This is a genomic window from Mycolicibacterium sp. XJ879 (assembly GCF_053483935.1).
On record NZ_JBEFTH010000003.1, the window covers coordinates 473,408 to 499,013 of the forward strand.

The window sequence follows — 25,606 nt, forward strand, 5'->3', positions numbered from 1 at the left end:
ACCCGCACGCCCGCAGCGCGCCAGGCGTGACACGACCCCACACTCGGCGCGAGACGACCGCGTTAACATGCGAATGTGATCACGTCGGACGCCGCCCCGGTCGATCCGCCCATCCCTGTTCTCGATGTCCCAGGCGCCGACGCCGGTTCTCGTGGCCTTCCGCGTCGGATGGACCTCACGTTGCGGCAGCGCCTGATCGTGGATTCCTCGGCCGTTGCCGACATCGCGTTGCGCACGGCGATCGCGTCGATGATCGGCGCATCGGTGCTGCCATCGCTTGTCGGCGCCGCGCTGCGGTCGCAATCGCGCGTGGAGCGCGAGCATTTGCGCTTCTACGCCGAACTAGCCGCCGAACAGGATGCCCAACTGTCGTTTCCCGCGCCGACAATCGAACCGCGGATCTCGTCGCGGCCGGCCAATCCGGTCGCCGAGTGGATCGCCAAAGGCCAGGTCCACAACATCCGGTTCAACAGCAGCTTCGAGGCGGTCAACCCCGCCTTGCGCGACCAGTGCCGGGCGTACCAGCGCAACAACGTCGTACACGCCCAGCACTGGCGCCACAGCGACGGACCGCATCCGACGCTGTGCCTGATCCACGGTTTCATGGGGTCGGCGTACCTGTTCAACGGGCTGTTCTTCTCGCTGCCGTGGTTCTACCGGTCCGGCTACGACGTGCTGCTGCTCACGCTACCGTTTCACGGTCGGCGCGCTGAACGCTTCTCACCGTTTTCCGGTTACGGCTACTTCGCACACGGCTTCGCCGGGTTCGCCGAGGCGATGGCCCAGGCGGTACACGACTTCCGTTCTCTGGTCGACTATCTCGAGTACACCGGGGTAGACCGGGTCGCGCTGACCGGCATGTCGCTGGGCGGCTACACCGCCGCGTTGCTCGCTTGCATCGACGACCGCATCCAGGCGGTGATTCCGAATGTTCCTGTGGTCACGCCGGATCGGACGGCCGACGAGTGGTTCCCGGCTAACCAGGTGATGCGGCTGCGCAACGTGCTCGCCCACACCGACGACGAACTGGCCGGTGCGGCAACGATGTATTCGTCACCGCTGAACTACACACCCCTGGTGCCCAAGGACCGACGGCTGATCATCACCGGCCTCGGTGACCGGCTCGCCCCGCCCGAACAAGCCGAGATGTTGTGGGAACACTGGGATCGCTGCGCGTTTCACTGGTTCCCCGGCAATCACGTGTTACACGTCAGCCAACCGGACTACCTGCGCCGGATGACGCGCTTTCTGCGGCCGTTCCTTTTCGACTGACACCGCCCGACGGGCCCACGCGCCAGTCGATCCGCTCCAGCAGACCCGACGGCAACGGGCCGGTCGGTGTGCCGAGCCGCTCTGCGGTCCGCGGATCCAACGCGTTGAGCAGCGGCCGCTGGATCCCTGGATGCGCGACGAGACCGGGCAGCGGCGTCTCCCGGACGGCCTCCGCGGTGCGGAATGCGCACATCGCGGTGACCGTGGGATGTGTTGCAGTGCCGCTGAATTCCAGCGCAGTCCATGTTTCGCTCGGCCGTGACCACACCTCGTCAAGTCGTTCGCCGAGCCGGTCATCGACGGGGATGCCGTAAGCCGAGACCGCGCCGTGGTCGTCGATGACCGCGCGCCATTTCTCGCGGCCCGGGCCGGCGGGGGGATCGGCGACATCGACGATCACCGCTTCCAGTCCGGTCTCGCGCAGGTGGTCGGCCAGTCGACGGCCGACCACCTCGGTGGTGGCCAGCAGCGGAAGCTCCGGTGAGCGGGCCAACAGCGCGGTGAGGTTATCGGCGGCGTCGAGCGTCATGCTGATCCACGTCGTACGCACACCGGCCTGGTCGCGACTGGTGACCCGCACCGTCTGGCACCGGATCCCGAACCGCTCGACGTAGCCGGCTACCAACGGCAACGACAGCCCCACGCCGTTCGGATCGTCGATCCGCAACAACACCGTGGCTTCGTTGGACGGCTGCGGCTTCGGCTTCGAATGGTTGCGGCGCCACACGCCGAAGCGCCGCGCGACCCTGGACGTCAGGAAAAGCCCACGCCACCACGCGAACACGACAACCACCACGGCAACAGCCGCCCCGAGGACCCAGCGTTCGGTGGTCGTCTCCCACGGATAGGCCATCGCCGCGGCCACGACAGCCAACAGCGCCAACGCCAGTCGTATGGTCACTTCGAGTGCCTCCCAGGTGCGGCGTCGGCCGCGGTGGTCCGTTTGCGGTGGGCTGCGACCGCGGCCGTTACGGCGGCGACGGCCGCCAGTACGCCGGCGCCCACGAACGCGACAGTGCGCGGAGTGGGATCGGTCGGCGGCGGCTGTGGCGGTGCGGCAACGGGTTTGGGCTCGGCCACACCGTTGTCAGCGGCGTCGGTGACGTCCCAGGTCAGTGCCGCCACCGGGTCGACGAGGCCCGCGCCGGTCAGGTTGGACGGCGTCCGGGCGGCGCCCCGAGCGCTTGCCGTCAGCCGGTCGATCACCTGTTGTGCAGTCAGCTGGGGAAATCGGCTGCGCACCAACGCGGCAGTACCTGCGACGTAGGCCGAGGCGAAACTCGAGCTGTTGAGCCCGAATAATTCCCCACGCTCGTTGGGCAGGGCGTTTGCCAGAGCGCCGCCCTCGCCGTTACCGACCGAGGTGACGTTCTCACCGGGCGCCGCGATGCCCACCCACGGGCCGGCCATCGTGAAATCCGACGGTTGTCCCGCGGTGTTGACCGATCCCACCGACAGCACGAATGGCTGCCACCAGGACGGGATCGACACCGACGTCACGCCCGCCCAGTTCCGCGGGTCCTCCGGACGGCCCGGATCCGACAGCGGGTTGGACGGACATGCCGACCCGGGGTTCAACCCGGCCCGGTTGTTACCGGCCGCCGCGACGATCACCGCATCCTTTTCGACGGCGGCGTACCGCAGCGCAGCGCCGAGTTCGTTCTGGTCGACGGTCTCGTTGGCGGGCAGGCAGGTGACGGCCGAGATGTTGATGACGCGTGCACCCAGGTCCGCCGCACGCACCACGGCCCGTGCCAGCGTGGCGACGTCGTGGGCGACCCGTGCGGTGGCCGGGTCCTCACCGGTGGTGCTCGGTGCGAACCGCGCCGACGTCGAGCGGATCGCCAGCACCCGCGCGGCCGGTGCGACGCCGGAGAAGCCGTCGGCGCCGGGTTGGCCGGCGACGATGCCGGCCACCAGCGTTCCGTGCCCGTCGCAGTCGGAGAGCCCGTCGGTCGACTCGACGAAGTCGCCGCCCGGGTCGACGTTCGGCAGCCGCGGTCCGGGCCGGACGCCGGTGTCGATCACCGCGACCAGTTGGCCTTCCCCGCGGCTGAACTCCCAGGCGTCGCCGAGGTTGAGCATGAGCTGGTTCGGGTTGACCACGCCGGTATCGGTGCCGGGCAGCACCGCTGCGGCGACGCACGGCGCGCGCTGCGTCATCGGCTGCACGGGGCCTGCGCTGCCCGACGGCGGCGTCACCGCGGGGTCGACCTCCGGCGGCGTGATCGCCAGTGCCGCAGGGCAACTCACCATCGCGACGGTCAGCGGGACCGTCGCGGCCGCGAGTGCGGGGCGCAGCCTGGTGCGGATCACCGACGCCTCATCGGTTCAAAACCCAGGCGAACAATCCGACCAGGTAGGCCAACACCGGGATCAGCGAGGCGTCCACCGCAGAAGCCAGGAACCCGACCAGGCGACGCATCGGCAGCGAGTAGGTGTCCGGTGAGGCCACGTGCGGGAACAGCGCCGCAACCACCCACACGGCCGTCACACCGGTCACCGCCGCGAGCGTCCACCATGCCGCGGTGTAGCGGCCGTCGGCGACGAACACCGCGAGAAACGCGATCGCCATGAGGAACGGCTGGCTCAGCAGCCACGCTTTACACGGGGCTGAGTCCCACACCCGCGCCTTCAACACACTTCCCAGCGCCACCGCCCCGCCGACGTACCACGTCCAGTTCGAGACCCCTTCCGGCGCAGCCAGTATCACTGTCCCGGCGGTGATCAGCAGGACACCACCGGCGATGAAACCCGTCTGGTGAGAGTCGCTGATCCGCACCCGACGCGGCAGGTCCCGAAGCACCGAGATCGACGGCGCCGACGGCGGCGGGTCGCCCGGCGCGGGAATCACCGGCACCGGTAGCCGCGACCACAGCGCGGACAGTTGCGGCGCTGAGACGATGATCAACAGCGCCAGCACCACCAGCACCGATCCGATCACCACGGAGTCCAGCTCCCAGATCGCCGCAGCCCCCGCGGTAATCAGCGCGCCCAACCCGACGACGCTGGTTGCGGTGAACAGCGCGATCCCGCGCTCGGCGACGGTGATGCAGACGATCGACCACGCCGCGACACCGGCGGCGCCGAGCAACACCTGCGATGGCCCGAATTCACCGGGCACCGCTAGCGCGAGCGCGGCGGCGATGGGCGCCAACGCCGCCACCGACATCGCCGTGGCGAAACGGGGCAACGGGGCCCGGGTGAGCAGAGCGGTCAGCACCGCGGCCATGGCGATACCCGCGGCCGCGAACAGGCCCGCGTCACCGCCGTTGACGATGCGATGCGCGGTCGCCAGCGCGGTGGCGACCAGGGTCAGCCCGAGGACCGCGACGCCCGCGCCGCGGGCGATGTGTTCGGCGCCCCACGGCTTTTCGCGGGCGGCGGAGAAGATGACCGTCGCGTCGCCGATATCCTCGACGATCCGCGGGGCGGGTGTGCCTGTGGGGACGGGCTGCAGGGCCAGCAGATCACCGTCGACGACGCCGACGGTGTCCAGGGTGGCGTCGAGGCTGAACGGGGCACCGCCGACCGGGGCGAGCGAGAGCGCCGCCAGGCTGTGCTCACCGTCGCCGTCGTCCGGCATCGCCATCCGCCGCACGGCGGGAAGGATTTCGCGCAGCGGAAGTTCGGTGGGCAGCACCATGTCGGTGACGCGGCCTCCGCCGCCGTCGCCGACGGCGAGTACGGCGACGCGAACGATCGGCATCGCCTTCAACACGGTGCTGCCGTTCAATGAACTGTGTGACGCCATTTCCGGTGTTCCGTTCTCTGGTCGAGATCGAAGTCTCGAGTCAACTGCAAGTGTGGGAACCACGCGCCGTCGGGCAGCGTCGCGGTCAGCCGCTCGACCGCGGTCGCGATCGCAAGGGTGGTGCCTGGGGTGAAGGTCGACACCCATTCGCCGTCATAGGCGCGGGACGGGTGCACCAGTACGCGTCCCGCGCTGGTGTCGACGACGCTGACGCCGACGTCGGTGCTGACGCGGTGTCCGTCGCGGTGGTCACCGGCCACGATCTCCACATAGCTGCGGCCGGGTGCGTATGCGGCTTCCACGACCGGCAGCGCCGACGCCGGAAGACCCAGGTCGTCAACGACTTCGGTGAGCGTTGCGCCGTTGCGCAACTGCTCGTCGGCGCGCGCCCCGATGCGCGCGGGGATCGCGAACTCCTCGAACGCGGCCGGCGTACGTCCCGGAAGGCCTGCGGTCAGCACCGGCACCAGCGCCTGCGGATGGTCGATATCCACCGCCGTGAACGTCACCAGCCCTCCGCCGCGCAGCGCGACGATCGTGGAGTCCCCTTGGCGCGCAACATGGCCGCGCAACAGGTTGTTCGAGGCGCTGACGAACCTCAGCTCCAGCCAGCGCCGCGGCCGACATGTGGTGGTGACCCACTGCTGCACATCGGGATTGACGACGCGGTCCGCGGTCATCAACCCGAGCGAGACAAGTTCCGCGGTAAGCCTGTCCTCGACCGCCCTGCGCGCCGCATGGTCGCTGTACGGCGGCGTGATGGCGAGCACCCAGGGAAAGCTCCCGGCGCCCAACGCATCAGCGATGAACCAGGCCTGCTCCGCGGTCAGTTCGACTGCGTTAGCAGACACCGACGGTCAGCCACCCCACTTGGCGCCTTCGGCGGCGTCGCGCGCGCTCATCGCCATGGTGTTGGTCTCGTGGGTGGTGGCCATGGCGCGGTACGCCCGGACCAGTTCCTCCATGGCGACGTTCCACTGCGCCTGCCACGCCTGGTAGGTCATGCCGGTGTCGCCCTGCCATGCGGCGGCCAGGGCGGCCTGCTCGCTGGCGACGTCGGCGCCGACGGCGTGCAGCGCACCGGCGTAACCGGCCATCTCACCCGCGTGCGCCAGCATCGCCGGGTAGTTGTACATGATCTGTGACATCAGGTTCTCCCTCTTGTCAGTTCGTGGTTCAGATGCCGGTGTAGGTGCTGGCGTTGGCGGCGTCCTGCGCGACGTAGCTGCCCGCGGCGTCGCCCAGGTTGACCTGCGCGATGTCCAGCAACGAGTTGACCCGCGCGGAGACCTCGAGGAACCGGGCGTGCGCGGCCTGGAAGGCGGCGCTGGATTCGCCGATGTGGAACGCCTGCGCCGACTGGGCAGCCTGTTCGGCCTGGGCGATCGTGCTACGCATCAGCGCGGCCTTGGCGGAGAACGCCGCCTCCGACGAGACGAGCTGCGGGATGTGAGCGTCTAAGAGGCTCATGGGTTTACCTTTCGGATTGTCGTAACTGGACGGTGGTGATCGGTCGGTCTTCTCAGTTGCGCGAGCCCCCTTCCGTATCCCAGTCGCCGGGCAGCAGCGGCTCGGGCGGACCGCCGCCGAACGGGTCGCCGGCCAGTTCGGTCAGCCCGGCCGCTTCTTCGGTCTCCGGCTTGGCCGCTGCACCGGTGAAACCCATTGGGCCCGCGCCCTTGTCGGATGCGCTCATCCGCGGCTTGCGGACCGGCTCCGGCGGCGTGTCCTCCGGGTCGGGTTCGTAATCCATGTAGGCGTCGGCGTACTGGCGTTCGTGCACCGGTGCCGCGCGGCGCCGCCGTGCCTTGCGTTTGGCCAGCGACGACGCCGCGGCCGCGGCGGATGCCGACGCGGCGATATCGGATGCGGGGGCCTTGGCTCCGGTGCCCTCGCGCAGGGTCGGCGTGAAACCCTCGTCGGGTCCGGGACCGGCGACGGCGTAGGGCACCACCGGTGCGGCGGCCGCAGCGGCCACACCGCCCGCGGGAGCGACGCCGCCGGCCACCGATGCGGCGGGTGCTGCGGGCGCGGCGGGCACCGTCGGGGCGACGGCGGCCGCGGGCAGCGGGTCGGCGCGCTGTGCGGGCGCGGGCGTGTTCGACGCCGGTTGCGGCGGCGCGGGTGCAGCTTCCGGCGCCGGGAGAGCCGGCGGGTTGAGGTACTGGTGCAGGAAGTACCCGCCGATTCCCAGCGCCAGCGGTGCCATCCACGTCGTCAGCAGCAGGTTGGGGTAGGTCACCGACGCGCCGACCCACGAGACGGCCTGGTAGGCGACGGCGAACAGGAAGGGACCGTAGGTCACCAGCGTCGGGCCCGGGTTGGTCAGCAGCCCGACGATCAGCTGCTGGGTGTTGCCGATCGGGTCGGCCATGAATTCGATGATGGGTTCGAACAGCTGATAGACATACTGCCCATAGGCATCGAAGATCTGCCCGACGAACCGCAACAGCTGCGCGATGATGTCTGAATTCGCCAGCGCCGAACCGGAATCGGCCGCGGTCAGCTGCGCGAAAGACTGTTGCGCCGTCGCCGCCGCCGATCCGGCCTCCCCCACGCCAGGGGTGAGCACGAACGGGGCGGGCGGGGTCGTCGGGGTGGCCGCCACCGCGGCACCTGACACGGCCTGATATGTGCCCATCGTCGTGGCCGCCTGAATCCACATCCGCACGTAGTTGGCTTCGTTGATGGCGATCGGAATGGTGTTGATGCCAAGGAAGTTGGTGGCGATCAGCGTGACTTGGGTGCTGCGGTTCAGCGCCAGCTCGGCCAGCGTGGGCATGGTCGCCAACGCCGTCGAGTACGCCGCCGCGGCGGCCTCGTGCTGAGCGGCGCTGGCCGCGCTGTTGGCGCTGGCCTGCGCGAGCCACGCCAGATACGGCGTATGCGCTGCGACGTACTGCTCGGCGCTGGGACCTTCCCAGGCACCGCTCTGCACGGCGCCCAGCAGGCCGGTCAATTCCGCCGCGGCCGCGGAGTATTCGGTGGCCAGCGACTGCCACGCCCCCGCGGCGGCCAGCAGCGAACCCGGCCCGGGGCCGCTGCTCAGCATCGCCGAATGCACTTCCGGGGGAAGCGCCATCCAGATGGGGGCGGTCATGTCAGCTACCCGACACCAGGTACGACGAAGCGGCCATCGCATCACCGGCGGCATAGCTTGCCCCGGACTCGCCGACGCCGACGCCGGCCCGGCCGAGCTCTTCGACGCCCTGGGCGGCCATCGTATTGTGCTGCGCCCCAAGGGTGCTGAAGCCGACAGCGGTCTGCAGCGAGACCGCATCCGCCGCGGGGGGCGCGACGGTGGTAACCAGTGGCGCTGCGGCCGCATGCGCTGCGGCCAGCCGTGCGGTCAGCCCTTCGACGGCGGCGCTGGCCGCGGTCAGGCCTTCGGGAACAACACGCAGAGTCATCAGTTCAACTCCCTTCCATTGTCTCTTCGGTTGCCTCTCGGATTGCCCACAACCGCGTCGGCGAACGGATTGACCAGTTGTAGGAATGTGGCGTCATCGCCGTCGGCGTCGGCGTCGAGCAGCATCGCTCGCCCGGCAGGCAACCGGCGGAACCGGTGGCCCCGAATCTTGCCGCTGTCCTGGGGATTACCGGACAGCATGAGGATCGCGGCCTGCAGTTCGTTGAGCCTGCGCAGCAGCGGCGCGGTCATCAACGCATGTGCTGACCCGGTGGCGCGCGCGGTCACGATGACGCGCAGCCCGAGCTCGCTGGCCTGTGACAGCAGGCCCAGGAGCGCTGTCCACGGGCGTTGCCCGACGAAGGGACCGCTGACCGCGGGAGCGTCGGGGATCTGGTCGACGTCGTCGATGATCAGGTAGTGGGTGTGCCCGCTCTCATCGGGTCGATAGCTCCAGTCGGCGAGCTGCTGGGGCGTCAAACCCGCAGGCGGGCGCCGCTTCTCGAGTAGCCCCGCCAAGCCGAGGATGGCCGGGGTGATCCGGTCGATGTTCGGGGTGTACTCGTTGTCGGGGAACAGGGACTCGTCCACCAGATGCAGGCGCCGGTCGATCACCGTGAATGCGACCTGATCCGGCGTGGAGTGTTCGCGCACGGTCCGGATCAAGTGACGCAGCAGCGTCGTCTTGCCCGACTTGCTGTCTCCGAACACCATCAACAACGGGTTGCGCGCGAAATCCACCGTCACCGCTGCCAGATCCTCTTCGCGCTGGCCGACGACCACCCGCTCGGGCGCCGGGTACAGCGGCGCGACCGCTCCGGGTGACAGATCGTGTGGCAGCAGCCGGATAGGGGGCGCCCCGACGCCCTGGTAGCGGGCGTTGATCACCGCGATGTCGGTCAGATCCGGTTGGGCGAACAGGAAGTGCTCGGCGGCCATCGTCAGTCCGCGGCCCGGCTGATCGGCAGGCACCGCCTCGGCAGGGCGGCGCAGCGCGCCGGTGACCCGCACGTTGCTGTCACGCGCGTCCGACAGTTTGAGCTCGAGGCGCAACCCGAGTCCGTCGCGCATCGCCAACGGCACCTCCAGCCAATTCGGCGTGCTGACGACGACGTGGATGCCGTAGGACATTCCGGTGTTGACCAGCTCGGTGACCTTAGTCAGCAACGGGTTTCGGGTGTTGAACGTATCGGTGTTGTCGCGGCTGAACGCGTATAGGTTGTCGATGACCAGGAACACTTCCCCGTACTCGTCACCTTCTTCGGCTGAACCGTTGTGCGTGCGGGCTTGCCGGGCCCGCAGCAGCTGTTCCAGTTCACCGAACGTACGCCGGATCCGTTCGGGCTCCAGCGGTGACGCGACGCTCCCGACATGCGCGAGATCTGCGAGCGGCCGCAACTGGCCACCGCCGTAGTCGAGGCAGTAGAACGTGACCTCACGCGGAGAGTGCAGCGCGGCCGCCGACAGGATGAAGGTCTGCAGCGCCGTCGTCTTACCCGACTTCGGCCCGCCGTGGATCAGCATGTTGGCCGCCGCCGATGTTGCATCGAAGATCAGCGGGTCACGCCGCATCGCGAACGGCCGGTCGATCTCGCCCAACGGCCAACGCCATTGCCCTTCGGGCACATCCGCGCGCGCCAGCAACCCGTCAAGGGGGATGTTCTCATCGAGCGGCGGCAACCACAGCCGCGGCGCCCTGGGACCGTAGTGCGCGAGCTGATCACCTATGGTGGCGACAAGCTTGCGGGGCGGGCGGTCCTCATGCGCGGCCGGTTCGACGACGGTCACGGTGTCGGCGGGGGCCTCCACATGGCCGGCGGTGAACACCTGCGGTGTCGGAACCGCTTGCATCACAACCGACTTCTCCACCCGCGGCGGGTCGTAGATGCCATCGACGTAGGTGCTGCGAAACTTCACCGGCATCGCGCCGGGGTTCGGCACCAGAAAACCCTCACCTTTGTGCTCGGGTCCCGACTCGATGTGAAATGCGTCCTCCACGCCGATGATCTGGCGGCTGACGGCGGGACTGGCGACCTTCAGCCCGATCCGGTACGACGTGTTCTTGTCGATGTCCTTGATGCGCCCCACATCCAGCGTCTGCGACGCGAACAGGATGTGGATGCGGAACGACCGGCCCTTGCGCGCCACGTAGTCGAAAAGGTCGGCGTATTCGGGGTGATCGGCCAGCATCAGCGAGAACTCGTCGGCGACCACCAGCAGCGTCGGCAGCGGCGGCAGATCGTGGCCTGCCGCCATCGCGGCCTCGTACTCGAGCACCGAGTTGAACGCGCTGCCCTGTACCCGACGGCCCGCCTCCATCAGCAGCTGTTCGCGCCGCGCCACCTCGCCGCGCAGGGTGTCGGCGAAACGATCTGCCAGCGAACGCTTCTCGGCCATGTTCGAAATGACCGCGACCACCTGGGGGAACTCGCGAAAGATGTCGGCGCCGGCCTCACCCTTGAAGTCGGCGTAGATGACGATCAGCCGGTCAGCGGAGTGGGTGGTCAACAGCGACAACAGGATCGACATCAGCGTCTGCGACTTGCCCGATCCAGTCATGCCGATCATCAGGCCGTGTGGGCCCATGCCGCCTTCGGCCTCGTCCTTGAGGTCGAACATCAACGGGTCACCGGTCGCGGTGACGCCGATGGGCACCCGCAGCTCCTGTGCGCGTGGGCGCGGTGCCCACAGGCTGGCCACATCCAGCGCCGCGGCGTCGGGGATGCCGAGCAGGGTGGAGAACGTCGCGACCCCGGCGTTGCTGGTACGCGCGTGGCCGGGGTTGGAGTCCCAGCGCGACAGCCGACGCGCAATGTGGCGGGCCGCAGCCACATCGAGTCGGTCGGCGGCGTCGACGTAGGGCTGCCACCCGCCGGTCTGCCAGCGCTCCAGCCGCCCGTCGACGATACGCAGGAACGGCCGTTCGGGGTCGACGTACTGTTCGCGGTGCGGCGGTTCGACGGACCGGTGCACCACGGTCACACCGGACAGCCCGGTGCGGGGCAACAGCACGGCGGGGTCGACGTCGGGGTCGTCGATGATGATCAGCAGGTGCTTGGCCCCGGAATCGGCTGTCACACCGAAGGGCTCGCGGTCTTCGAGGACGGGGGCGATCATGGACCGCAGCTCTGCCACGTCGCTGCTGAGGAACCGCGCCGGACCTGCCCCGTCGGCGGCGCCGGGAACGTCGGCGTGCGGCAACCACTTCGCCCACGACCAGTCGTCGCCCTCGATGTGCGGCGACAGTACAGCCAACCCGAGCACGGCCGGGTCGTGCCACGTCACAGCCTGGGTGATCCACGCGCGCAGCGCTGCCCGGACCTCGTCGGGGTCGCCGAGCACGGTCAGGCGCGACACCTTGCCCAGGTCGATGCCCGACGGCACGGCCCGCACGGTACGCTGCACATCGAGCAGGCCGCGCAACGTGCTGTGCGACACCGGTTCGAGGTCGATCTCGTTCGCAGTGTCTTTCACGCGCAGCTTCGCGTTTAGCGGCGCATCGTGTAATCCGGTGCGCAGCACCAAAAAGTCGGCGTCGCCGGGGTCACGTTCCCACTGTCTCCGGGTGCCGGGAACGTCGGCGAGCAGGGTGGGATCCGGATGCGACCACTCCAGTGCGGCGCGTTGTTCGGCGGCGTGGGCGCGGACGTTGTCGCGCACCACCGACAGGTAACGCAGGTAGTCGGCGCGTTCGGCGTCGACCTCTTCGGTGCGCATCTTGTTGTCGGTGCCGCGGTAGAGCGCCGTCGCCGCCAGCAGCAGAACGAACGGGAAGAACAGCGTCGTCGGGGAGATCAGTCGCATGCCGGTGGCCACCAACGCCACGATCATGCCGACGATGAGGACGACGATCAGATACGGCAGCACTCGACGCAGCAGCGACGGCGGCACCAGCCGCGGCAGTTCCGGCGGCGGCTCGATCGTGATAGTGCCCTGGCGCGTCGTCGGCGGCGGGATTCGGCGGCGCGTTTCAAAGATGAGGCGGCTCACGCGTCGTCCTCGCAGGCTCGACCGGCGCGTTCTGTGCTCATGGTTCGCTCGCAAGCGTCGCTCACGGTGTCTCCCTCACGACGGCGGGTCGGGGATCGGCGGCGAGCCCGTCATGGGCCAGCAAGGCATCGGCGGGCGACAACGTCGGGCCCTGCGCGAACTGGCTCAGCATTGACCACGGAATCGGCAGCGCGGGCGGATTGAGTCCGAGCGCTGAAAGCGTCGCCTGGTCACCGTCGGTGTCGAGCCCGTAGCGCACCCCGGTGTCGGACAGCCAGAAGTTCGCGCCTCCGCTCTGCACCAGGTAGCCGCGCCCCGGTGCGATCACGACCCGGTCGGCGGTGGCGCCCGAACCCGCTCCCACCAACGGCACGCTGCCCAGCTCTTCGGAGACCGGAAGCGTGACACCGGAACGCAGATCGAGGGTGCCGCTGGTGGCGTCGGCGGGTCGGGTCCACTGTGCACACGTCAGTGGCGCAGCTGCGGCGTCGACCAGCGTCACCTGCTGGCTGGGGTACGCCGAATCGTCGATCACGCTCGCGACGGGCAGCCGGGCGATCTCGTCGGCGGCCAGCCGCGGAGGCTGATCGAGACCAAACGAGTCGGTGTTGCGCAGGATTGCCGCGACAACCGGTGAGACCGGCTGCAGCCCGTCGCTGAGCACGACGTAGTGACGCAGCGTGTTGTTCGCATCGAAGGACGCCACGACTGCCCCGACCGGCGCGCCCACCGGCAGCGCAAAACGAGGCGGTTCGCCGGCCCCGGGGATGGCGGGCGCGCTCAGCGGGGGCGCTTCGTGAACGGCGTTGAACAGTCCGGGCGCGATGGGGCGGATGCTCGGTGCCTGGACGCCGAACCCGAGTGCGCTGGTGACGGCGCGGTCGTTGAGATCGACGCGGCTGCGCCTGCCGTCCCACAGCAGCCACGTTCCTGCGTTCGGCCCGCCGGCGTTGTCGACCAGGACAGCCTTGTCGGCGGGCAGCGTGGCAGCCCGTTCACCACCGTCGGTCAGCGGACCCGCGATCATCGTCACGCCGGTCGCCGGACCGAAACCGCCGTCGCAGACGGTCCAGTCCGCGTCGCGAGTCATGTTCTGCACCATGCGTTCCGGCGCACCCGGGATGCCGATGAGGTTGCCGCGCGCGAACTGGTCGAGCTCGTCGCTCTTGACCATCGTCGGGTTGTCGGGGCGGCCCGCGATGAGCCGCGCGGAGGTCAGGTTCAGCACCGGATGCAGCTTGTCGCCGAGGCGCACGTAGAGCGCCGACGTGGTGCGGTCGGCCAGGATCGCGTCGTCGCCCGGCTCCCCGGCCGGCCGGATGAGCGAGAAGACGAAGCAGCCCGCCAACCCGGTGATGAGCACCAGCGCACCCACCAGAACCGACCGCGACTGGGTGCGCAGCGGATCGACAAGCATGCGGGTGTCGTGCAGTGCGACACCAGATGCGATGCGGCGCATGATGAATCGCCACCCTGATACCTGGTGGCGGGTGACGAACCCGCGCCGGTAGGCAACGTGGTCGGGGTTGTGGTTGGTCGGTGTACGCGAACTGAAACCCCGGCGGTTTCCGTGCGCGGGGTATTCGTTCTGGTCGTCGGGTGTGCTCATTCGGGCACCGGCAGGCCGAGTCCGCGTAGCAACGGAGTCGCCGATCTGGTCACGTCTTCGTCGGTGATCGTCATCAACTCGTCATCGGTGAACTCGGTGGCATCGGCGGTCGAATCGCCCGTCGGCGGACGGTGGTCGAGCCGGTACTCACGTTCCTCCTCTGAACGCTCGACGAGGTTACGGACGAACCGGCCGTTGCCCGCGATGTCGAGGTTGCGCCGTTCCACCCCATTGGCGTCGGGCGTGGTGCCCTGGGCCAGCTGCCCGAATAGCGTCTCCATGTGCGTCAGCGCGGCGGGTTCGAAGATGCTGTCGCGCTTTTCGGCCATGCGGGTGGCGATTTCGACAAGCTCATGCGGCGTGTACGACGGGAAATCGATGCTGCGGGTGAACCGGGACCGCAGCCCCTCGTTGGTGTCGAGGAACGCGTCGAGGTCCTTGCGGTAGCCGGCGACGATCACGACCAGCCGTTCGCGGTCGTTCTCCATGCGGGCCAGCAGCGTGTCGATGGCCACCAACCCGAAGTCGTTCTTGGCGCCGGTCGACACCAGCGCGTACGCCTCGTCGAGGAACAGCACGCCGTCCAGCGCGTTGTCGATGATCGCGTTGGTCTTGGCTTCAGTCTCGCCGATGTGCTGACCGATCAGGTCCGCGCGGTGGACCTCACGGACGGTCTCTTTCCTGAGAATGCCCAGGCCGCAATAGATTTTGGCGACGACGCGCGCGATCGTCGTCTTACCGGTGCCGGGCGGTCCGGCGAACACCAAGTGGTTGGCGCGGTTGGCGACCGCCAGCCCGCGTTCCTGACGCCGGATCGCCATCGCCACCGAGCTTTTGAGCCGGGCCACCTGGTACTTGACCTCCTCGAGGCCGATGAACTCGGCGAGCTCGGCCTCGGCCTCGATCAACAGGTGCGCCTTGCGTTCCTTGGCGCCGGGATCGACGAAGTCGGTTTCGTCCGGCTCCGTCTGCGGATCCCACGGGTCGGTGCGCGCCTCGATGCGCGCCGCCGTGGTGGGCACGATGCCGTAGGAGGAATCCGACAGCGCCACCTCGACCTCCTGGTTCTCGGGGTTGGCCGCATACAGCTCAGCGAGCACGTCGGCCGCGTCGAAATCCTCGCCTTGGGCGCGCATCGACAGCGCTTTGACCAGGGTGCCGTCCACCGCGGCGACGTCGATGGGACCGCCGGGCTCCTCGAGATAGGACAGCGCGGGCGCGAACATGCCCAACCGCGCCAACGACGTGCCCAACGCGGTGCGCACGGCATGGGCGTACGTCTCGTCCAACGTGGAGTCGTTGACGATCGGGCTCAGCATTCGCACGACATCTGACCAGCGTTCGGTGCGGTAGTACATCGCGACGCGCACCCAGCGGGCCTCACCCCAGTCGGGCCGCCTGGCCAGAAGCGGTTCGACGAGTTTGTCGGCGCCGGCGAAGTCACCGGCGTCGCTGCGGGCGACGGCGTAGGCCAGCTGGAAATCGTCGGCCGTGGCGGCGCGGAATTGCAGGTACAGGCCGGTGTCATAGGTGAACCCGAGATCGCCGTCGCCGAGCTCGACCTGCCGCTGCAGCACACCGGCGGTCGCCACGGTCTGCCAGACAGCCTCGATCACCCGGGGGCTGGTGTCCCCGGCGGCGGCCAGCCCCGTCCAGGCGTCGCACTGGTCACGGGCGATACGAGTGAGTTCGGCGAACCCCGAGCGCGCGGCGGCCAGGTCGGTCGGCCGTCGCCGGTCGTGCACGGACAGCCCCAGATCCCGGCAACAAGTAGCGAACCGGCTGACGACATCGCGGTCGACCCGGGCCGCAGCGGCAATTCCCGTCGAAAGGGGCATGCCCCGTCGTCTCCCTCGATATGGCCTCGATATGGCTACCCAAAACTTTTGCTGAAGTTAGCATTGCATAAGCTAACTGTCGAGACGCACGGTCGGGTCCGCTACCGGAACCCGATTCCCCGTTTTAGCGCGCTGACCAGCGTGATAGTGCTTGTCATCAGGTCGGTATCGGGGTCGGGCGCAGGTATGGTTCCGCCGTTGTCGCGCCACACGTCCGGTAGCGGGGTCGGGTCAGCGCGGCAGAACACCTCGGCGAACGGGTCGACGGCCACCGGGTGTGGCTTCTGCGCCTCGAGCGCTCGCGCGGCGGCGACGAACAGCGCGGTCGAGCCGACGCTGGTGGTGATGTCCCAGCTGTCGTCGTCGGCGCGCACTCTGCGCGTATACGCCCGTCTGCCTAGACCAGCGGTCGGCCGGTGCGGATCCGCCGGTCCAGATCCTTGAGCAGCACGTTGAACGGGAACTGCCGCAGGAGCCGCGGCAGCAGGTTGTTGATGGTGCGCAGAACGGCGATCACCCGGTCGAACCGGCGCTGCTTGTCGGCGTTCCACTCGATCTTCATCTCGTCGCGGAAGCGCTGCGGCAGGAACCCACCGGTGATCAGCAGGTTGAAGTCGTCGATGCGGCGCTGCATCGGGCCCGGCAGCTTGACCCCGCGGATGCGGCCCGCGGCGATCGGCCACAGGTACTCGCGCACCGCGTCGTCGATGTGGACCTTCTCCAGCGACTCCTGCCAGTACTTGTCGAAGGCCGCGCGGTCCTTGGGCCACATGTCCTCGGGGACCTGCAACGTGGTGCCCAGCGCAATGCCCTCTTCGAAGTGTCGATCGGCCGTCTCATCGTCCATCTCGCCGATGAACAGGCGGTAGATGTCCACGCCGCCCTTGTACAGGCATGCACCCACCCACAGCTGCAGGTCCTTGTCAAAGGCGTTGTACTGCACTGGGCTGTCGTCGAGTGAGTAGACCTGCGCGTGGGCGCCGTTCACCGCGCGCCGGAACGCGGCCTTCTGTTCATCGCTGCCTGCGGTCGCGACCGCGAGATAGGTGAACGTGGTGCGCGCGCGCTTGATCGGGTGCCGGTCCACCCGGCCGCTTTCGACCCGGCTCTCCATCACGCCGTAGCCGACGCCGGGCCGGGCCAGCTGCATGATCACGTTGGCCGGGCCCGCCAGCAGCGCGACGCCCATCAGACCGTCGTCGAAGTGCGCTCCGCGGCCGCGTTTGGCGACTGCTGCCGGCTTAGGCGGATCGCTGACCGCCCGTTCGACGTGCGCAATAGGCTCGCTGACCGTCATTGGCGACCCCTACTCCAAATGTGAGCAAATCTGAGAACGTATGTTTCCCGATATTGCCGCACCTGGATGACGGGTGTCAAGATGTCGGGTATGGCACAGGTGCGGCCGTACCGCGGCGTCGATGCCGCCGAGCGCCTCGCGGGGCGTCGGCGACGGCTGCTCCACGCCGGTCTGGACCTGCTCGGCGCCGGTGACCAGGATCCGGCCGAGCTGACCGTGCGCGCGATCTGCGCGCGGGCCGGTCTCGGGGTGCGCTACTTCTACGAGAGCTTCTCCGACAAGGACGACTACGTGGGCGCGGTGTTCGACAGCGTCGTCGCCGACATCGCCACCACCACGCAGGCCGCCGTCGCGTCAGCGCCACCGCACGAGCAGGCCCGCATTGGGATGGCCAACATCGTGCACAGCATCGCCGCCGACGCCCGGGTGGGCCGGCTGCTGTTCAGCGTCGAGTTGTCCAACACGGTGATCGTGCGCAAACGCGCGGAGTCCACGGTGTTGTTCGCTTCGCTGCTGTTTCAGCACGCCGGCGCGCTGGGCGCCGGAAGCGACGACCGCACCAAGGCCAGCGCGCACTTCGCGGTCGGCGGGGTCGGTCAGACCATCAGCGCCTGGCTGTCGGGGGACCTCGATCTGGCGCCCGACCAACTCGTCGAGGTGCTGGCGACGACGCTGGATATCCTCGCGCAGGGGTGAATCTGCGGCCCCCGCCACGCCGAAACCGACGTTTAGGCGCCGATCTCTCGCACTTTCCCGCCCGTTTGTCCCTTTCGGCGTCTATGCCGCGCTATGCGGTGACGCGGGGGCGGCGGTCGGCGGCCGTCTTCGGCACGGTCGCGGTGTCCTGCTCGGTGAACTCCTTGGTCCAGCACGCGAACTCGAGCGTGATGCCGTCGGGGTCGTGAAAATAGAACGAGCGCACGTACACACCAGGATGCACGGTCGGTGACGCCTGCATCTCGCTCTCATCGTGGTTCAGCACCGGCCCGACGCGAACACCCTTGTCCTTGAGCTTCTGGCGGTACTCGTCGAACTTCTCGGCAGGCACGTGAAACGCCAGGTGGTTCATCGAGCTGACCGAGCTGACGATATCGCCGATGCCGGGGATGGCCTCCGGCGAGGAGATGCCCCCGACCCGGTCCGGCGCATCGGCGAACCAGAAGAACGCCACGCAGTCACCGTTACCCGCATCGAAGAAGAAGTGCTGGCCCATGCCGGCCGGCAGATCCAGCGACTTGATCAGCGGCATGCCGAGCACATTGCTGTAGAAGTCGACGGTCTTCTCCATATCCGAGCAGACCAACGCCACATGGTTAATGCCGCCGAGCTCGAACTCGGAGTTGGGATTGTTGGGCTTGATCATGCCGCGCCTCCTCGGGCGAACCTATGGCCAAGAACGCAAACTGAATCTAACATCAGGTTCAGTTTCGAGCAATGGCATTCGAAGGAGTCCACCGGAATGACCGTCACGCCGCGCATGCCGCTGCCGACCGTGCGCGGCAGGCAGACCAAGGCGGCCATCGACGCCGCCGCCCGCGCGGTGATTGCACGCAAAGGCATTCTGGCCACGACGATCTCAGATATCGCGGCCGAAGCCGGACGGTCCACGGCGTCGTTCTACAACTACTACGACTCCAAGGAAGCGATGGTCCGCGAGTGGGCCGTGCGGTTCCGCGACGAGGCCAGGCAACGGTCCCGCGGCGCGGAGGATCCCGCGCTGACCAACTGGGAACGCTCGCATCAGGCCGCCACCGCGCACTGGACCACGTACCGCGACCGGCTGGCCGAGATGATCAGCGTGTCACAGCTGGCGATGGTCAACGACGACTTCGCCCAGTACTGGAAGGACATCTGCGCGCTGCCGATCGCGCTGATCACTAAGATGGTCAAACATGCAGCGCGGCAAGGGTTTTGCCGCGACGACGATCCACACCTGATCGCGGTGGCGCTGGTGTCGATGCTCAACCAGTTCTGCTACACGCAGCTGTCGGGCGAGGGAACGGCCGCCGTGAACGACGAAGCGTGCATCACCACGCTGGCCAACATCTTCTACCGGACGATCTACTGCAAGGGACCCAGATGAGCAGAACACCGGTGAATGGCGGCGCGCCGGGTGTCACCCGCGAGTTCGTCGGGCTCGACTCGGCGACCGCGCGCCGAGCAGGCGCCGGCGGCCATCCGTGCCAGGGCCTCTACCACCGCGGGCTGGGCCGTAAACCCAAGGTGGCCATGATCGCCACGCACTACCAGATCGATTTCTCCGAGCACTATCTGGCCGACTACATGGCCACCCGCGGCATCGGTTTTCTGGGCTGGAACACCCGCTACCGCGGCTTCGAGAGCAGCTTCCTGCTCGACCATGCGCTGGTCGACATCGGCGTCGGGGTGCGCTGGCTGCGTGAGGTCGCCGGGGTGGAAACCGTTGTGCTGCTCGGCAACTCCGGTGGCGGGTCGTTGATGGCGGCTTATCAGGCGCAGGCCGTCGACCCGCATGTGACACCGCTGCTCGGGATGCGGCCGGCAGCCGGTCTCAGCGACCTGCCGCCCGCCGACGGCTACATCGCCAGCGCCGCGCACCCCGGCCGGCCGGACGTGCTCACCGCCTGGATGGACGGTGCGGTGACCGACGAGAACAACGCCGTCGCAACCGATCCCGACCTGGACCTCTTCAACGAGCGGAACGGGCCGCCGTACTCTGCGGAGTTCGTCGAGCGCTACCGCGCCGCCCAGATCGCCCGCAATCACGCGATCACCGACTGGGCCGACACCGAACTCAAGCGGGTGCGCGCCGCCGGCTACTCGGACCGCCCGTTTACGGTGATGCGCACCTGGGCTGATCCGCGCATGGTCGATCCGACCCTGGAACCGACGAAACGACCGCCCAACATGTGTTACGCCGGCGTCCCGGTGAAGGCCAACCGCTCGGCGCACGGCATCGCCGCGGCATCCACGCTGCGCAACTGGATCGGCATGTGGAGCCTGCGTCACGCCCAGACCCGCGCCGAACCGCACTTGGCCCGAATCGACTGTCCCGCAATGGTGATCAACGCCGAGCAGGACACCGGGGTCTACCCGTCGGACGCCAAGCGCATCTATGACGCGCTGGCAAGCACCGACAAGACGCCGTGCTCGGTCGACACCGACCACTACTTCACCACGCCCGGGGCCCGCAGCGAGAAGGCCGACCTGATCGCCAAGTGGATTGCGAAGCGATGGCGTTAAAAGTCCTCGCCCACTTCGCGCCTGGTGACAAGGTCGCCGAATCCCTTGCCCCGCACATTGATTGGCTTGACATCCGCTACTGCGCAGCCGATGACGACGACACATTCTACCGCGAGTTACCCGACGCCGACGTGCTCTGGCATGTGCTGCGCCCGATCTCGGGCGCCGACCTGGAGAAGGCGAGTCGGCTGCGGCTCGTGCACAAGCTGGGCGCCGGGGTCAACACGGTCGACGTCGACACCGCCAGCCGGCTGGGTATCGCGGTGGCCAACATGCCGGGAGCCAACGCAGCGTCGGTAGCCGAAGGCACGGTGTTGCTGATGCTGGCCGCGCTGCGCCGGCTGATCGAACTGGACCGCGCCACCCGCGAGGGACGGGGCTGGCCGTCGGACCCCAGCCTCGGTGAGACCGTGCGCGACATCAGCGGCTGCACCGTCGGGCTCATCGGCTACGGCAACATCGCAAGACGCGTCGAACGGATCGTGGTCGCGATGGGCACACCGCCATCGAAGGTGCTGCACACCAGCACTGCAGACGACGGGCATCCCGGCTGGCGGTCGCTGCCGGACCTGTTGGCCGCCAGCGACATCGTCTCGCTGCACCTTCCGCTGACCAACCAGACGCTGGGCCTGCTCGACGCGACCGCGCTGGCCCGGATGAAACCCGAAGCGGTGCTGGTGAACACCTCGCGTGGTCCGATCGTGGACGAGATCGCGCTGACCGAGACGCTGCGCGCCCGTCGGCTGGCCGCGGCCGGGCTCGACGTGTTCGCCACCGAACCGGTCTCCCCCGACAACCCGCTGCTGCGCCTGGACAACGTGGTGCTCACCCCGCACGTCAGCTGGTACACCGTCGACACCATGCAGCGCTACCTGACCCACGCCGTGGCCAATTGCCGGCGGCTGCAGGAGGGCCACGGCCTGGAGAATGTGGTCAACGCGGTCGACGGGAAACGCCATTAGCGCGCCGTCGCTGCGGGCCCGCACCGTGCGCAAAGCCGTCGTGCGGTTGGTGCCGTTTCTGATGGCGCTGTACTTCGTCAACTATCTGGACCGGACCAACCTCGGCATCGCGAAAGCCAGCATCAGCGAAGACCTGCAGCTGTCAGCGACCATGTTCGGTTTTGCGGCGGGCATCTTCTTCATCGGCTACGTCCTGGTGGAGGTGCCGTCGAACCTCGCGCTGCACAAGTTCGGTGCGCGACGCTGGCTGGCCCGGATCGCGGTGTCGTGGGGAATTGTCGTGGTGGCCATCGGATTTGCCCCCAACGCAGCCACCCTGCTGGTGTTGCGGTTCTTGCTGGGGGTCGCCGAGGCGGGGCTGTTTCCCGGCGTCATCTTCTACCTGAGCCGCTGGTTTCCCAGCGGCTACCGGGCCCGCATCGTCGCGATGTTCATGCTGGCCACCCCGATCGCCGCCGCCGTCGGCACACCGCTGGCGGCATGGCTGATCCACGTCGGCGACGACGTCTTCGGGGCCGGCTGGCAGTTCATGATGATCTGCTGCGGCATCCCGGCGGTGGTGCTCGGGGTGGTGTGCTGGTTCTACCTCACCGACGAACCCGCCGACGCGCGCTGGCTCACCGACGAGGAACGCCGCTGGCTCGTCGAGGTATTGGCCGACGAAGAGCGTCAGGTCAGCGAGCACTTCGACTTCTCGCTGCGGCGCGCGTTGAGCAGCCCGCGGATCTGGGCGCTGGCGGTGGTGTACTTCGGGATCGCCTACGGCCTGTACGCGCTGGCGTTCTTCTTGCCGTCGATCATCTCCGGTTTCCAGCAGAGCTTCGGGCTCACGCTGTCGATCCTGCAGATCGGGATGATCACCGCGATCCCCTACGCCTGCGCGGCGATCGGGATGTATATGTGGTCGCGCCACGCCGACCGGACCGGCGAACACGTGTGGCACGTCGGGGTCCCGATGCTGATCGGCGGCCTGACTATTCCGGTCGCGCTGTATCTGGACGGCCCGGTCCTGGTGATGATCGCGGTCGCCGTCGTCGCGGTCGGGGTGTTCAGCGCGATACCCAGTTTCTGGGCGTTGCCGTCGCGATTCCTGACCGGGGTGGCCGCCGCCGGCGCGATCGCGTTGATCAACTCGGTCGGCAACCTCGGCGGCTTCGCCGCACCGTATGTGACCGGCGCACTCGTCGATCTCACCGGAAGCGAGCGGGCCGGAATGTGGACGGTGGGCGCGGTGATGGTGCTCTCGGCGGTCGTAGTGGCCACGTTGCGCGCCACGCCTGCTCGGGACCGATCGCGTCAAGGTAGCCTCGGTCCCAACCCACCGGTTAGTTTGGGGACAGACGATACGAGGGAAGACGACCATGCCGATCGCAATCAGCACTGAGCACAACGACCTCGCCGATTCGGTGCGGTCCCTGGTGGAGCGGGTGGCGCCGTCGGAGGTGCTGCACGAAGCGCTGGAAACACCGATCCCGAACCCGCCGCCGTACTGGAAGTCCGCGGCCGAGCAGGGTCTTCAGGGGGTGCACCTCGCCGAGAGCGTCGACGGACAGGGGTTCGGCATCCTCGAGCTGGCCATCGTCCTCGCCGAGTTCGGCTACGGAGCGGTGCCGGGGCCGTTCGTCCCGTCAGCCATCGCCAGCGCGCTCATCGCAGCGCACGACCCTGACGCCAAACTGCTCAACGACCTGGCGTCCGGCAGCACCATCGCCACATACGCCATCGACTCCGGGCTGACCGCCACCCGGCAGAGCGAAGACGATTCGGCGCGCCTCGTCATCCGCGGCGAAGTGCGCGCGGTGGCGGCCGCCGCGCAGGCGTCCCTGCTGGTGCTCCCCGTCGCCGGCCTGGAGGAGGGAACGAGCGGTTCCAAGTGGGTGGTGCTCGACGCCGGCCAGCTCGAGATCGAACCCGTCAAGAGCGTCGACCCGCTGCGGCCAGTGGCCCATGTGCGCGCCAACGCCGTGGAGGTCGGCGACGACCGAGTGTTGCAGAACCTGAGCCCGACGCTGGCGCGCGCGCTGATCTCGACGCTGTTGTCGGCCGAGTGCATCGGCGTCGCGCGCTGGGCCACCGACACCGCGTCGGAGTACGCCAAGATCCGCGAGCAGTTCGGCCGCCCGATCGGCCAGTTCCAGGCCGTCAAGCACAAGTGCGCGAACATGATCGCCGAGACCGAACGGGCCACCGCCGCGGTGTGGGACGCGGCCCGCGCCATCGACGAAGCGCGTGAAGGCACCGAGAACAGCGCCGACGACAGCGCGTTCGAGTTCGCCGCGGCCGTCGCCGCGACCCTGGCCCCGGTGGCCGCTCAACACTGCGCCCAGGACTGCATCCAGGTGCACGGCGGTATCGGCTTCACCTGGGAGCACGACACCAACGTGTACTACCGGCGCGCGCTGGTGCTGGCGGCGGCGTTCGGGCGCCTCGCCGACTATCCGCAGCAGGTCGTCGACGTCGCGACCAACGCGGGGATGCGCCCACTCAACATCGACCTCGATCCGGATACCGAAAAGCTGCGTGACGAGATCCGCGCGGAAGTCGCTGGGCTCAAAGCGATTCCGAGTGAAGAGCGCAACACCGCGATCGCGGAGGGTGGCTGGGTGCAGCCGCACCTGCCCAAGCCGTGGGGCCGTTCGGCCGGACCCGTCGAGCAGATCATCATCGCTCAGGAATTCGAAACGGGACGGGTCAAGCGCCCGGCCATGGGCATCGCCGCCTGGATCATCCCGTCGATCGTCGCGTTCGGCACCGATGAGCAGAAGCAGCGCTTCCTGCCGCCGACGTTCCGCGGCGAGATGATCTGGTGTCAGCTGTTTTCCGAGCCCGGCGCCGGTTCGGACCTGGCCAGCCTGAGCACCAAAGCCACCAAGGTCGACGGCGGCTGGCGGATCAGCGGGCAGAAGATCTGGACCACCGGTGCGCAGTACTCGCAGTGGGGTGCCCTGCTGGCCCGTACCGACCCCAGCGCTCCGAAACACAATGGCATCACCTACTTCCTGCTCGACATGGCCAGCGACGGCGTCGAGGTCAAGCCGCTGCGGGAGCTGACCGGCAACGCGATGTTCAACACCGTCTTCATCGACGACGTGTTCGTGCCCGACGACATGGTTCTCGGGGAGGTGAACCGCGGCTGGGAGGTAAGCCGCAACACGCTGACCGCAGAGCGGGTTTCGATCGGCAGCAGCGAGCCGCCGTTCTTGGCCAACCTCAACGGGTTCGTGGAGTTCATTCGCGACGGCCAGTTCGACCAGATCGAGCAGAACCACGCCGGTCACCTGATCGCCGAGGGTCACGCCGCCAAGATCCTCAACATGCGTTCGACGCTGCTGACCCTGGCAGGCGGTGACCCGATGCCCGCCGCCGCGATCTCGAAGCTGTTGTCGATGAAGACGGGGCAGGGCTACGCGGAGTTCGCGGTGACGTCGTTCGGCACCGACGGCGCGATCGCCGAACCCGACGAAACCCAGGGCAGGTGGATCGAGTACCTGCTCGGCAGCCGGGCCACCACGATCTACGGCGGCACCACCGAGGTGCAGCTCAATATCATCGCCGAGCGGTTGCTCGGCCTGCCGCGCGATCCGTAAAACGGGTTGCCACCGGGCGTAACCTGGTGGAATGAGCAGCCTGAGGGTTCGCACAGCGCGGGTGCTGGCCGTCGGCGCGGCGGCGGTGGGCCTGTTCGTCGCGCCCACTGTGCTGATTGACCAACCGGCAGCCCAGCACGAGGCTGCGCCCTGCTACGACGGCATCGCCCCGGGCAACCCGTACGTGACGTCGTGCAACTTCGGCCCGCGGCCGCCGAAGGTGCGCGGCGGATTGCCCGACCAGAACGCAGTGATCGCCTGCCGCGGCTTCCCCGGTTGTCTGTCCTGGTACATCAACGGTCCGTGACGTTCGTTTTAGCGGCCACAACTACGGAAACACAGGTGTTATGACCAACGACGTTGAGAAGCGGTTCAACCGGCCCGACGCGTTTCGTGCGGCCGTCAAGTACGGGGCCGTGGTGATCGCCATCGCCGCTGCCGCGTTCGCGATCTACGCGTTCGTCGACCGAACCTCGGTCGTCGCGGCCTCGACCGTGCCCGCGATCCTGCTCATCGGCGGCATCGTTGCGTTCGTCAGGACCTACCGGATGTGGAAGGCCCAGGACAGCGGCTGGGTGGCGTGGCAGGGCGCCGGCTGGTTTCTGCTCCTGCTGATGCTGGTCTGCCTGTCGGTTCCCGGCGCCGCGATGATGGGCTCCAATTGAC

The 25,606-nt window shown here is 68.2% G+C and carries 22 protein-coding genes and 1 pseudogene; 9 read left to right on the forward strand and 14 right to left on the reverse strand.

Annotation, left to right across the window (positions count from 1 at the left end; translation table 11 throughout):
• Nucleotides 1–78: 78 nt before the first annotated feature.
• Complete coding sequence (locus ABQF13_RS09550) at nt 79–1,272, forward strand: alpha/beta hydrolase family protein (protein WP_448392685.1); 1,194 nt, start codon at nt 79–81, stop codon at nt 1,270–1,272.
• Here the strand turns inward: ABQF13_RS09550 and eccE are convergent.
• From eccE to ABQF13_RS09615, 13 genes and pseudogenes are all read right to left on the reverse strand, one after another.
• Complete coding sequence (eccE, locus tag ABQF13_RS09555; RefSeq protein ID WP_448392479.1) at nt 1,211–2,173, reverse strand: type VII secretion protein EccE; 963 nt, start codon at nt 2,171–2,173, stop codon at nt 1,211–1,213. The genes ABQF13_RS09550 and eccE overlap by 62 nt on opposite strands.
• Nucleotides 2,170–3,528: a type VII secretion-associated serine protease mycosin gene (gene mycP / locus ABQF13_RS09560; RefSeq protein WP_448392686.1), complete on the reverse strand. Its 1,359-nt coding sequence runs from the start codon at nt 3,526–3,528 to the stop codon at nt 2,170–2,172. The genes eccE and mycP overlap by 4 nt, the downstream gene beginning before the upstream one ends.
• A gap of 67 nt (nt 3,529–3,595) precedes the next feature.
• On the reverse strand, nt 3,596–5,026 hold the full coding sequence (eccD, locus tag ABQF13_RS09565) for a type VII secretion integral membrane protein EccD (RefSeq protein WP_448392480.1): 1,431 nt from the start codon (nt 5,024–5,026) through the stop codon (nt 3,596–3,598).
• Nucleotides 5,005–5,877 (reverse strand): ESX secretion-associated protein EspG, encoded by an 873-nt coding sequence (locus ABQF13_RS09570; protein ID WP_448392481.1) that lies wholly within the window; start codon nt 5,875–5,877, stop codon nt 5,005–5,007. The genes eccD and ABQF13_RS09570 overlap by 22 nt, the downstream gene beginning before the upstream one ends.
• A gap of 6 nt (nt 5,878–5,883) precedes the next feature.
• Nucleotides 5,884–6,174 carry a WXG100 family type VII secretion target gene (locus tag ABQF13_RS09575; RefSeq protein ID WP_069407215.1) on the reverse strand — a complete coding sequence of 97 codons (291 nt, stop codon included), beginning with the start codon at nt 6,172–6,174 and terminating at the stop codon, nt 5,884–5,886.
• Nucleotides 6,175–6,202: 28 nt separating this feature from the next.
• Complete coding sequence (locus ABQF13_RS09580) at nt 6,203–6,496, reverse strand: type VII secretion protein EsxS (protein WP_069407214.1); 294 nt, start codon at nt 6,494–6,496, stop codon at nt 6,203–6,205.
• A 52-nt stretch (nt 6,497–6,548) separates the two neighbouring features.
• Nucleotides 6,549–8,126 (reverse strand): PPE family protein, encoded by a 1,578-nt coding sequence (locus tag ABQF13_RS09585; RefSeq protein ID WP_448392482.1) that lies wholly within the window; start codon nt 8,124–8,126, stop codon nt 6,549–6,551.
• A gap of 1 nt (nt 8,127) precedes the next feature.
• Nucleotides 8,128–8,436, reverse strand: a complete 309-nt coding sequence (locus ABQF13_RS09590) for a PE family protein (RefSeq protein ID WP_448392483.1) — start codon at nt 8,434–8,436, stop codon at nt 8,128–8,130.
• Complete coding sequence (gene eccCa, locus ABQF13_RS09595; protein ID WP_448392484.1) at nt 8,436–12,425, reverse strand: type VII secretion protein EccCa; 3,990 nt, start codon at nt 12,423–12,425, stop codon at nt 8,436–8,438. Before eccCa ends, ABQF13_RS09590 begins: the two co-directional genes overlap by 1 nt.
• A 61-nt stretch (nt 12,426–12,486) precedes the next feature.
• Nucleotides 12,487–14,034, reverse strand: coding sequence for a type VII secretion protein EccB (gene eccB / locus ABQF13_RS09600; RefSeq protein ID WP_448392485.1), 1,548 nt, complete (start codon nt 14,032–14,034; stop codon nt 12,487–12,489).
• On the reverse strand, nt 14,031–15,872 hold the full coding sequence (gene eccA, locus ABQF13_RS09605) for a type VII secretion AAA-ATPase EccA (protein ID WP_448392486.1): 1,842 nt from the start codon (nt 15,870–15,872) through the stop codon (nt 14,031–14,033). Before eccA ends, eccB begins: the two co-directional genes overlap by 4 nt.
• 173 nt (nt 15,873–16,045) lie before the next feature.
• Nucleotides 16,046–16,246 (reverse strand): annotated as a pseudogene (locus ABQF13_RS09610) (SAM-dependent methyltransferase); the annotation flags it as partial.
• Nucleotides 16,247–16,269: 23 nt separating this feature from the next.
• Nucleotides 16,270–17,169 carry an oxygenase MpaB family protein gene (locus tag ABQF13_RS09615; protein WP_448392487.1) on the reverse strand — a complete coding sequence of 300 codons (900 nt, stop codon included), beginning with the start codon at nt 17,167–17,169 and terminating at the stop codon, nt 16,270–16,272.
• Nucleotides 17,170–17,259: 90 nt separating this feature from the next.
• Here ABQF13_RS09615 and ABQF13_RS09620 point away from each other — a divergent pair, with 90 nt between their 5' ends.
• Nucleotides 17,260–17,865, forward strand: a complete 606-nt coding sequence (locus ABQF13_RS09620) for a TetR/AcrR family transcriptional regulator (RefSeq protein ID WP_448392488.1) — start codon at nt 17,260–17,262, stop codon at nt 17,863–17,865.
• A gap of 91 nt (nt 17,866–17,956) precedes the next feature.
• Here the strand turns inward: ABQF13_RS09620 and ABQF13_RS09625 are convergent, their stop codons facing one another.
• Nucleotides 17,957–18,532 (reverse strand): VOC family protein, encoded by a 576-nt coding sequence (locus tag ABQF13_RS09625; protein ID WP_448392489.1) that lies wholly within the window; start codon nt 18,530–18,532, stop codon nt 17,957–17,959.
• Nucleotides 18,533–18,628: 96 nt separating this feature from the next.
• Here ABQF13_RS09625 and ABQF13_RS09630 point away from each other — a divergent pair, with 96 nt between their 5' ends.
• The 7 genes from ABQF13_RS09630 to ABQF13_RS09660 are packed head-to-tail and all read left to right on the forward strand — an operon-like array spanning nt 18,629 to nt 25,605.
• Nucleotides 18,629–19,252, forward strand: coding sequence for a TetR/AcrR family transcriptional regulator (locus ABQF13_RS09630; protein ID WP_448392490.1), 624 nt, complete (start codon nt 18,629–18,631; stop codon nt 19,250–19,252).
• Complete coding sequence (locus ABQF13_RS09635) at nt 19,249–20,391, forward strand: alpha/beta hydrolase family protein (protein WP_448392491.1); 1,143 nt, start codon at nt 19,249–19,251, stop codon at nt 20,389–20,391. The genes ABQF13_RS09630 and ABQF13_RS09635 overlap by 4 nt, the downstream gene beginning before the upstream one ends.
• Nucleotides 20,382–21,353, forward strand: a complete 972-nt coding sequence (locus ABQF13_RS09640) for a 2-hydroxyacid dehydrogenase (protein ID WP_448392492.1) — start codon at nt 20,382–20,384, stop codon at nt 21,351–21,353. The genes ABQF13_RS09635 and ABQF13_RS09640 overlap by 10 nt, the downstream gene beginning before the upstream one ends.
• Entirely contained in the window at nt 21,319–22,737 is a 1,419-nt protein-coding gene (locus ABQF13_RS09645; RefSeq protein WP_448392493.1) for an MFS transporter, read from the forward strand. Before ABQF13_RS09640 ends, ABQF13_RS09645 begins: the two co-directional genes overlap by 35 nt.
• A complete protein-coding gene (locus ABQF13_RS09650) occupies nt 22,715–24,940 on the forward strand; it encodes an acyl-CoA dehydrogenase family protein (RefSeq protein WP_448392494.1) in 2,226 nt (741 codons plus the stop codon). Before ABQF13_RS09645 ends, ABQF13_RS09650 begins: the two co-directional genes overlap by 23 nt.
• 31 nt (nt 24,941–24,971) lie before the next feature.
• On the forward strand, nt 24,972–25,247 hold the full coding sequence (locus ABQF13_RS09655; RefSeq protein ID WP_448392495.1) for a hypothetical protein: 276 nt from the start codon (nt 24,972–24,974) through the stop codon (nt 25,245–25,247).
• A gap of 40 nt (nt 25,248–25,287) precedes the next feature.
• Entirely contained in the window at nt 25,288–25,605 is a 318-nt protein-coding gene (locus ABQF13_RS09660) for a hypothetical protein (protein ID WP_448392496.1), read from the forward strand.
• Nucleotide 25,606 lies beyond the last annotated feature (1 nt).

Bases quoted from the DNA above. Each gene is read 5' to 3' on its own strand.
- mycP (WP_448392686.1), bottom strand. From the start codon at position 3,528: ATGGTGAGTTGCCCTGCGGCACTGGCGATCACGCCGCCGGAGGTCGAC.
- eccD (WP_448392480.1), bottom strand. From the start codon at position 5,026: ATGGCGTCACACAGTTCATTGAACGGCAGCACCGTGTTGAAGGCGATG.
- ABQF13_RS09575 (WP_069407215.1), bottom strand. From the start codon at position 6,174: ATGTCACAGATCATGTACAACTACCCGGCGATGCTGGCGCACGCGGGT.
- ABQF13_RS09580 (WP_069407214.1), bottom strand. From the start codon at position 6,496: ATGAGCCTCTTAGACGCTCACATCCCGCAGCTCGTCTCGTCGGAGGCG.
- ABQF13_RS09585 (WP_448392482.1), bottom strand. From the start codon at position 8,126: ATGACCGCCCCCATCTGGATGGCGCTTCCCCCGGAAGTGCATTCGGCG.
- ABQF13_RS09590 (WP_448392483.1), bottom strand. From the start codon at position 8,436: ATGACTCTGCGTGTTGTTCCCGAAGGCCTGACCGCGGCCAGCGCCGCC.
- eccB (WP_448392485.1), bottom strand. From the start codon at position 14,034: ATGAGCACACCCGACGACCAGAACGAATACCCCGCGCACGGAAACCGC.
- eccA (WP_448392486.1), bottom strand. From the start codon at position 15,872: ATGCCCCTTTCGACGGGAATTGCCGCTGCGGCCCGGGTCGACCGCGAT.
- ABQF13_RS09615 (WP_448392487.1), bottom strand. From the start codon at position 17,169: ATGACGGTCAGCGAGCCTATTGCGCACGTCGAACGGGCGGTCAGCGAT.
- ABQF13_RS09620 (WP_448392488.1), top strand. From the start codon at position 17,260: ATGGCACAGGTGCGGCCGTACCGCGGCGTCGATGCCGCCGAGCGCCTC.
- ABQF13_RS09625 (WP_448392489.1), bottom strand. From the start codon at position 18,532: ATGATCAAGCCCAACAATCCCAACTCCGAGTTCGAGCTCGGCGGCATT.
- ABQF13_RS09630 (WP_448392490.1), top strand. From the start codon at position 18,629: ATGACCGTCACGCCGCGCATGCCGCTGCCGACCGTGCGCGGCAGGCAG.
- ABQF13_RS09635 (WP_448392491.1), top strand. From the start codon at position 19,249: ATGAGCAGAACACCGGTGAATGGCGGCGCGCCGGGTGTCACCCGCGAG.
- ABQF13_RS09640 (WP_448392492.1), top strand. From the start codon at position 20,382: ATGGCGTTAAAAGTCCTCGCCCACTTCGCGCCTGGTGACAAGGTCGCC.
- ABQF13_RS09645 (WP_448392493.1), top strand. From the start codon at position 21,319: ATGTGGTCAACGCGGTCGACGGGAAACGCCATTAGCGCGCCGTCGCTG.
- ABQF13_RS09650 (WP_448392494.1), top strand. From the start codon at position 22,715: ATGCCGATCGCAATCAGCACTGAGCACAACGACCTCGCCGATTCGGTG.
- ABQF13_RS09655 (WP_448392495.1), top strand. From the start codon at position 24,972: ATGAGCAGCCTGAGGGTTCGCACAGCGCGGGTGCTGGCCGTCGGCGCG.
- ABQF13_RS09660 (WP_448392496.1), top strand. From the start codon at position 25,288: ATGACCAACGACGTTGAGAAGCGGTTCAACCGGCCCGACGCGTTTCGT.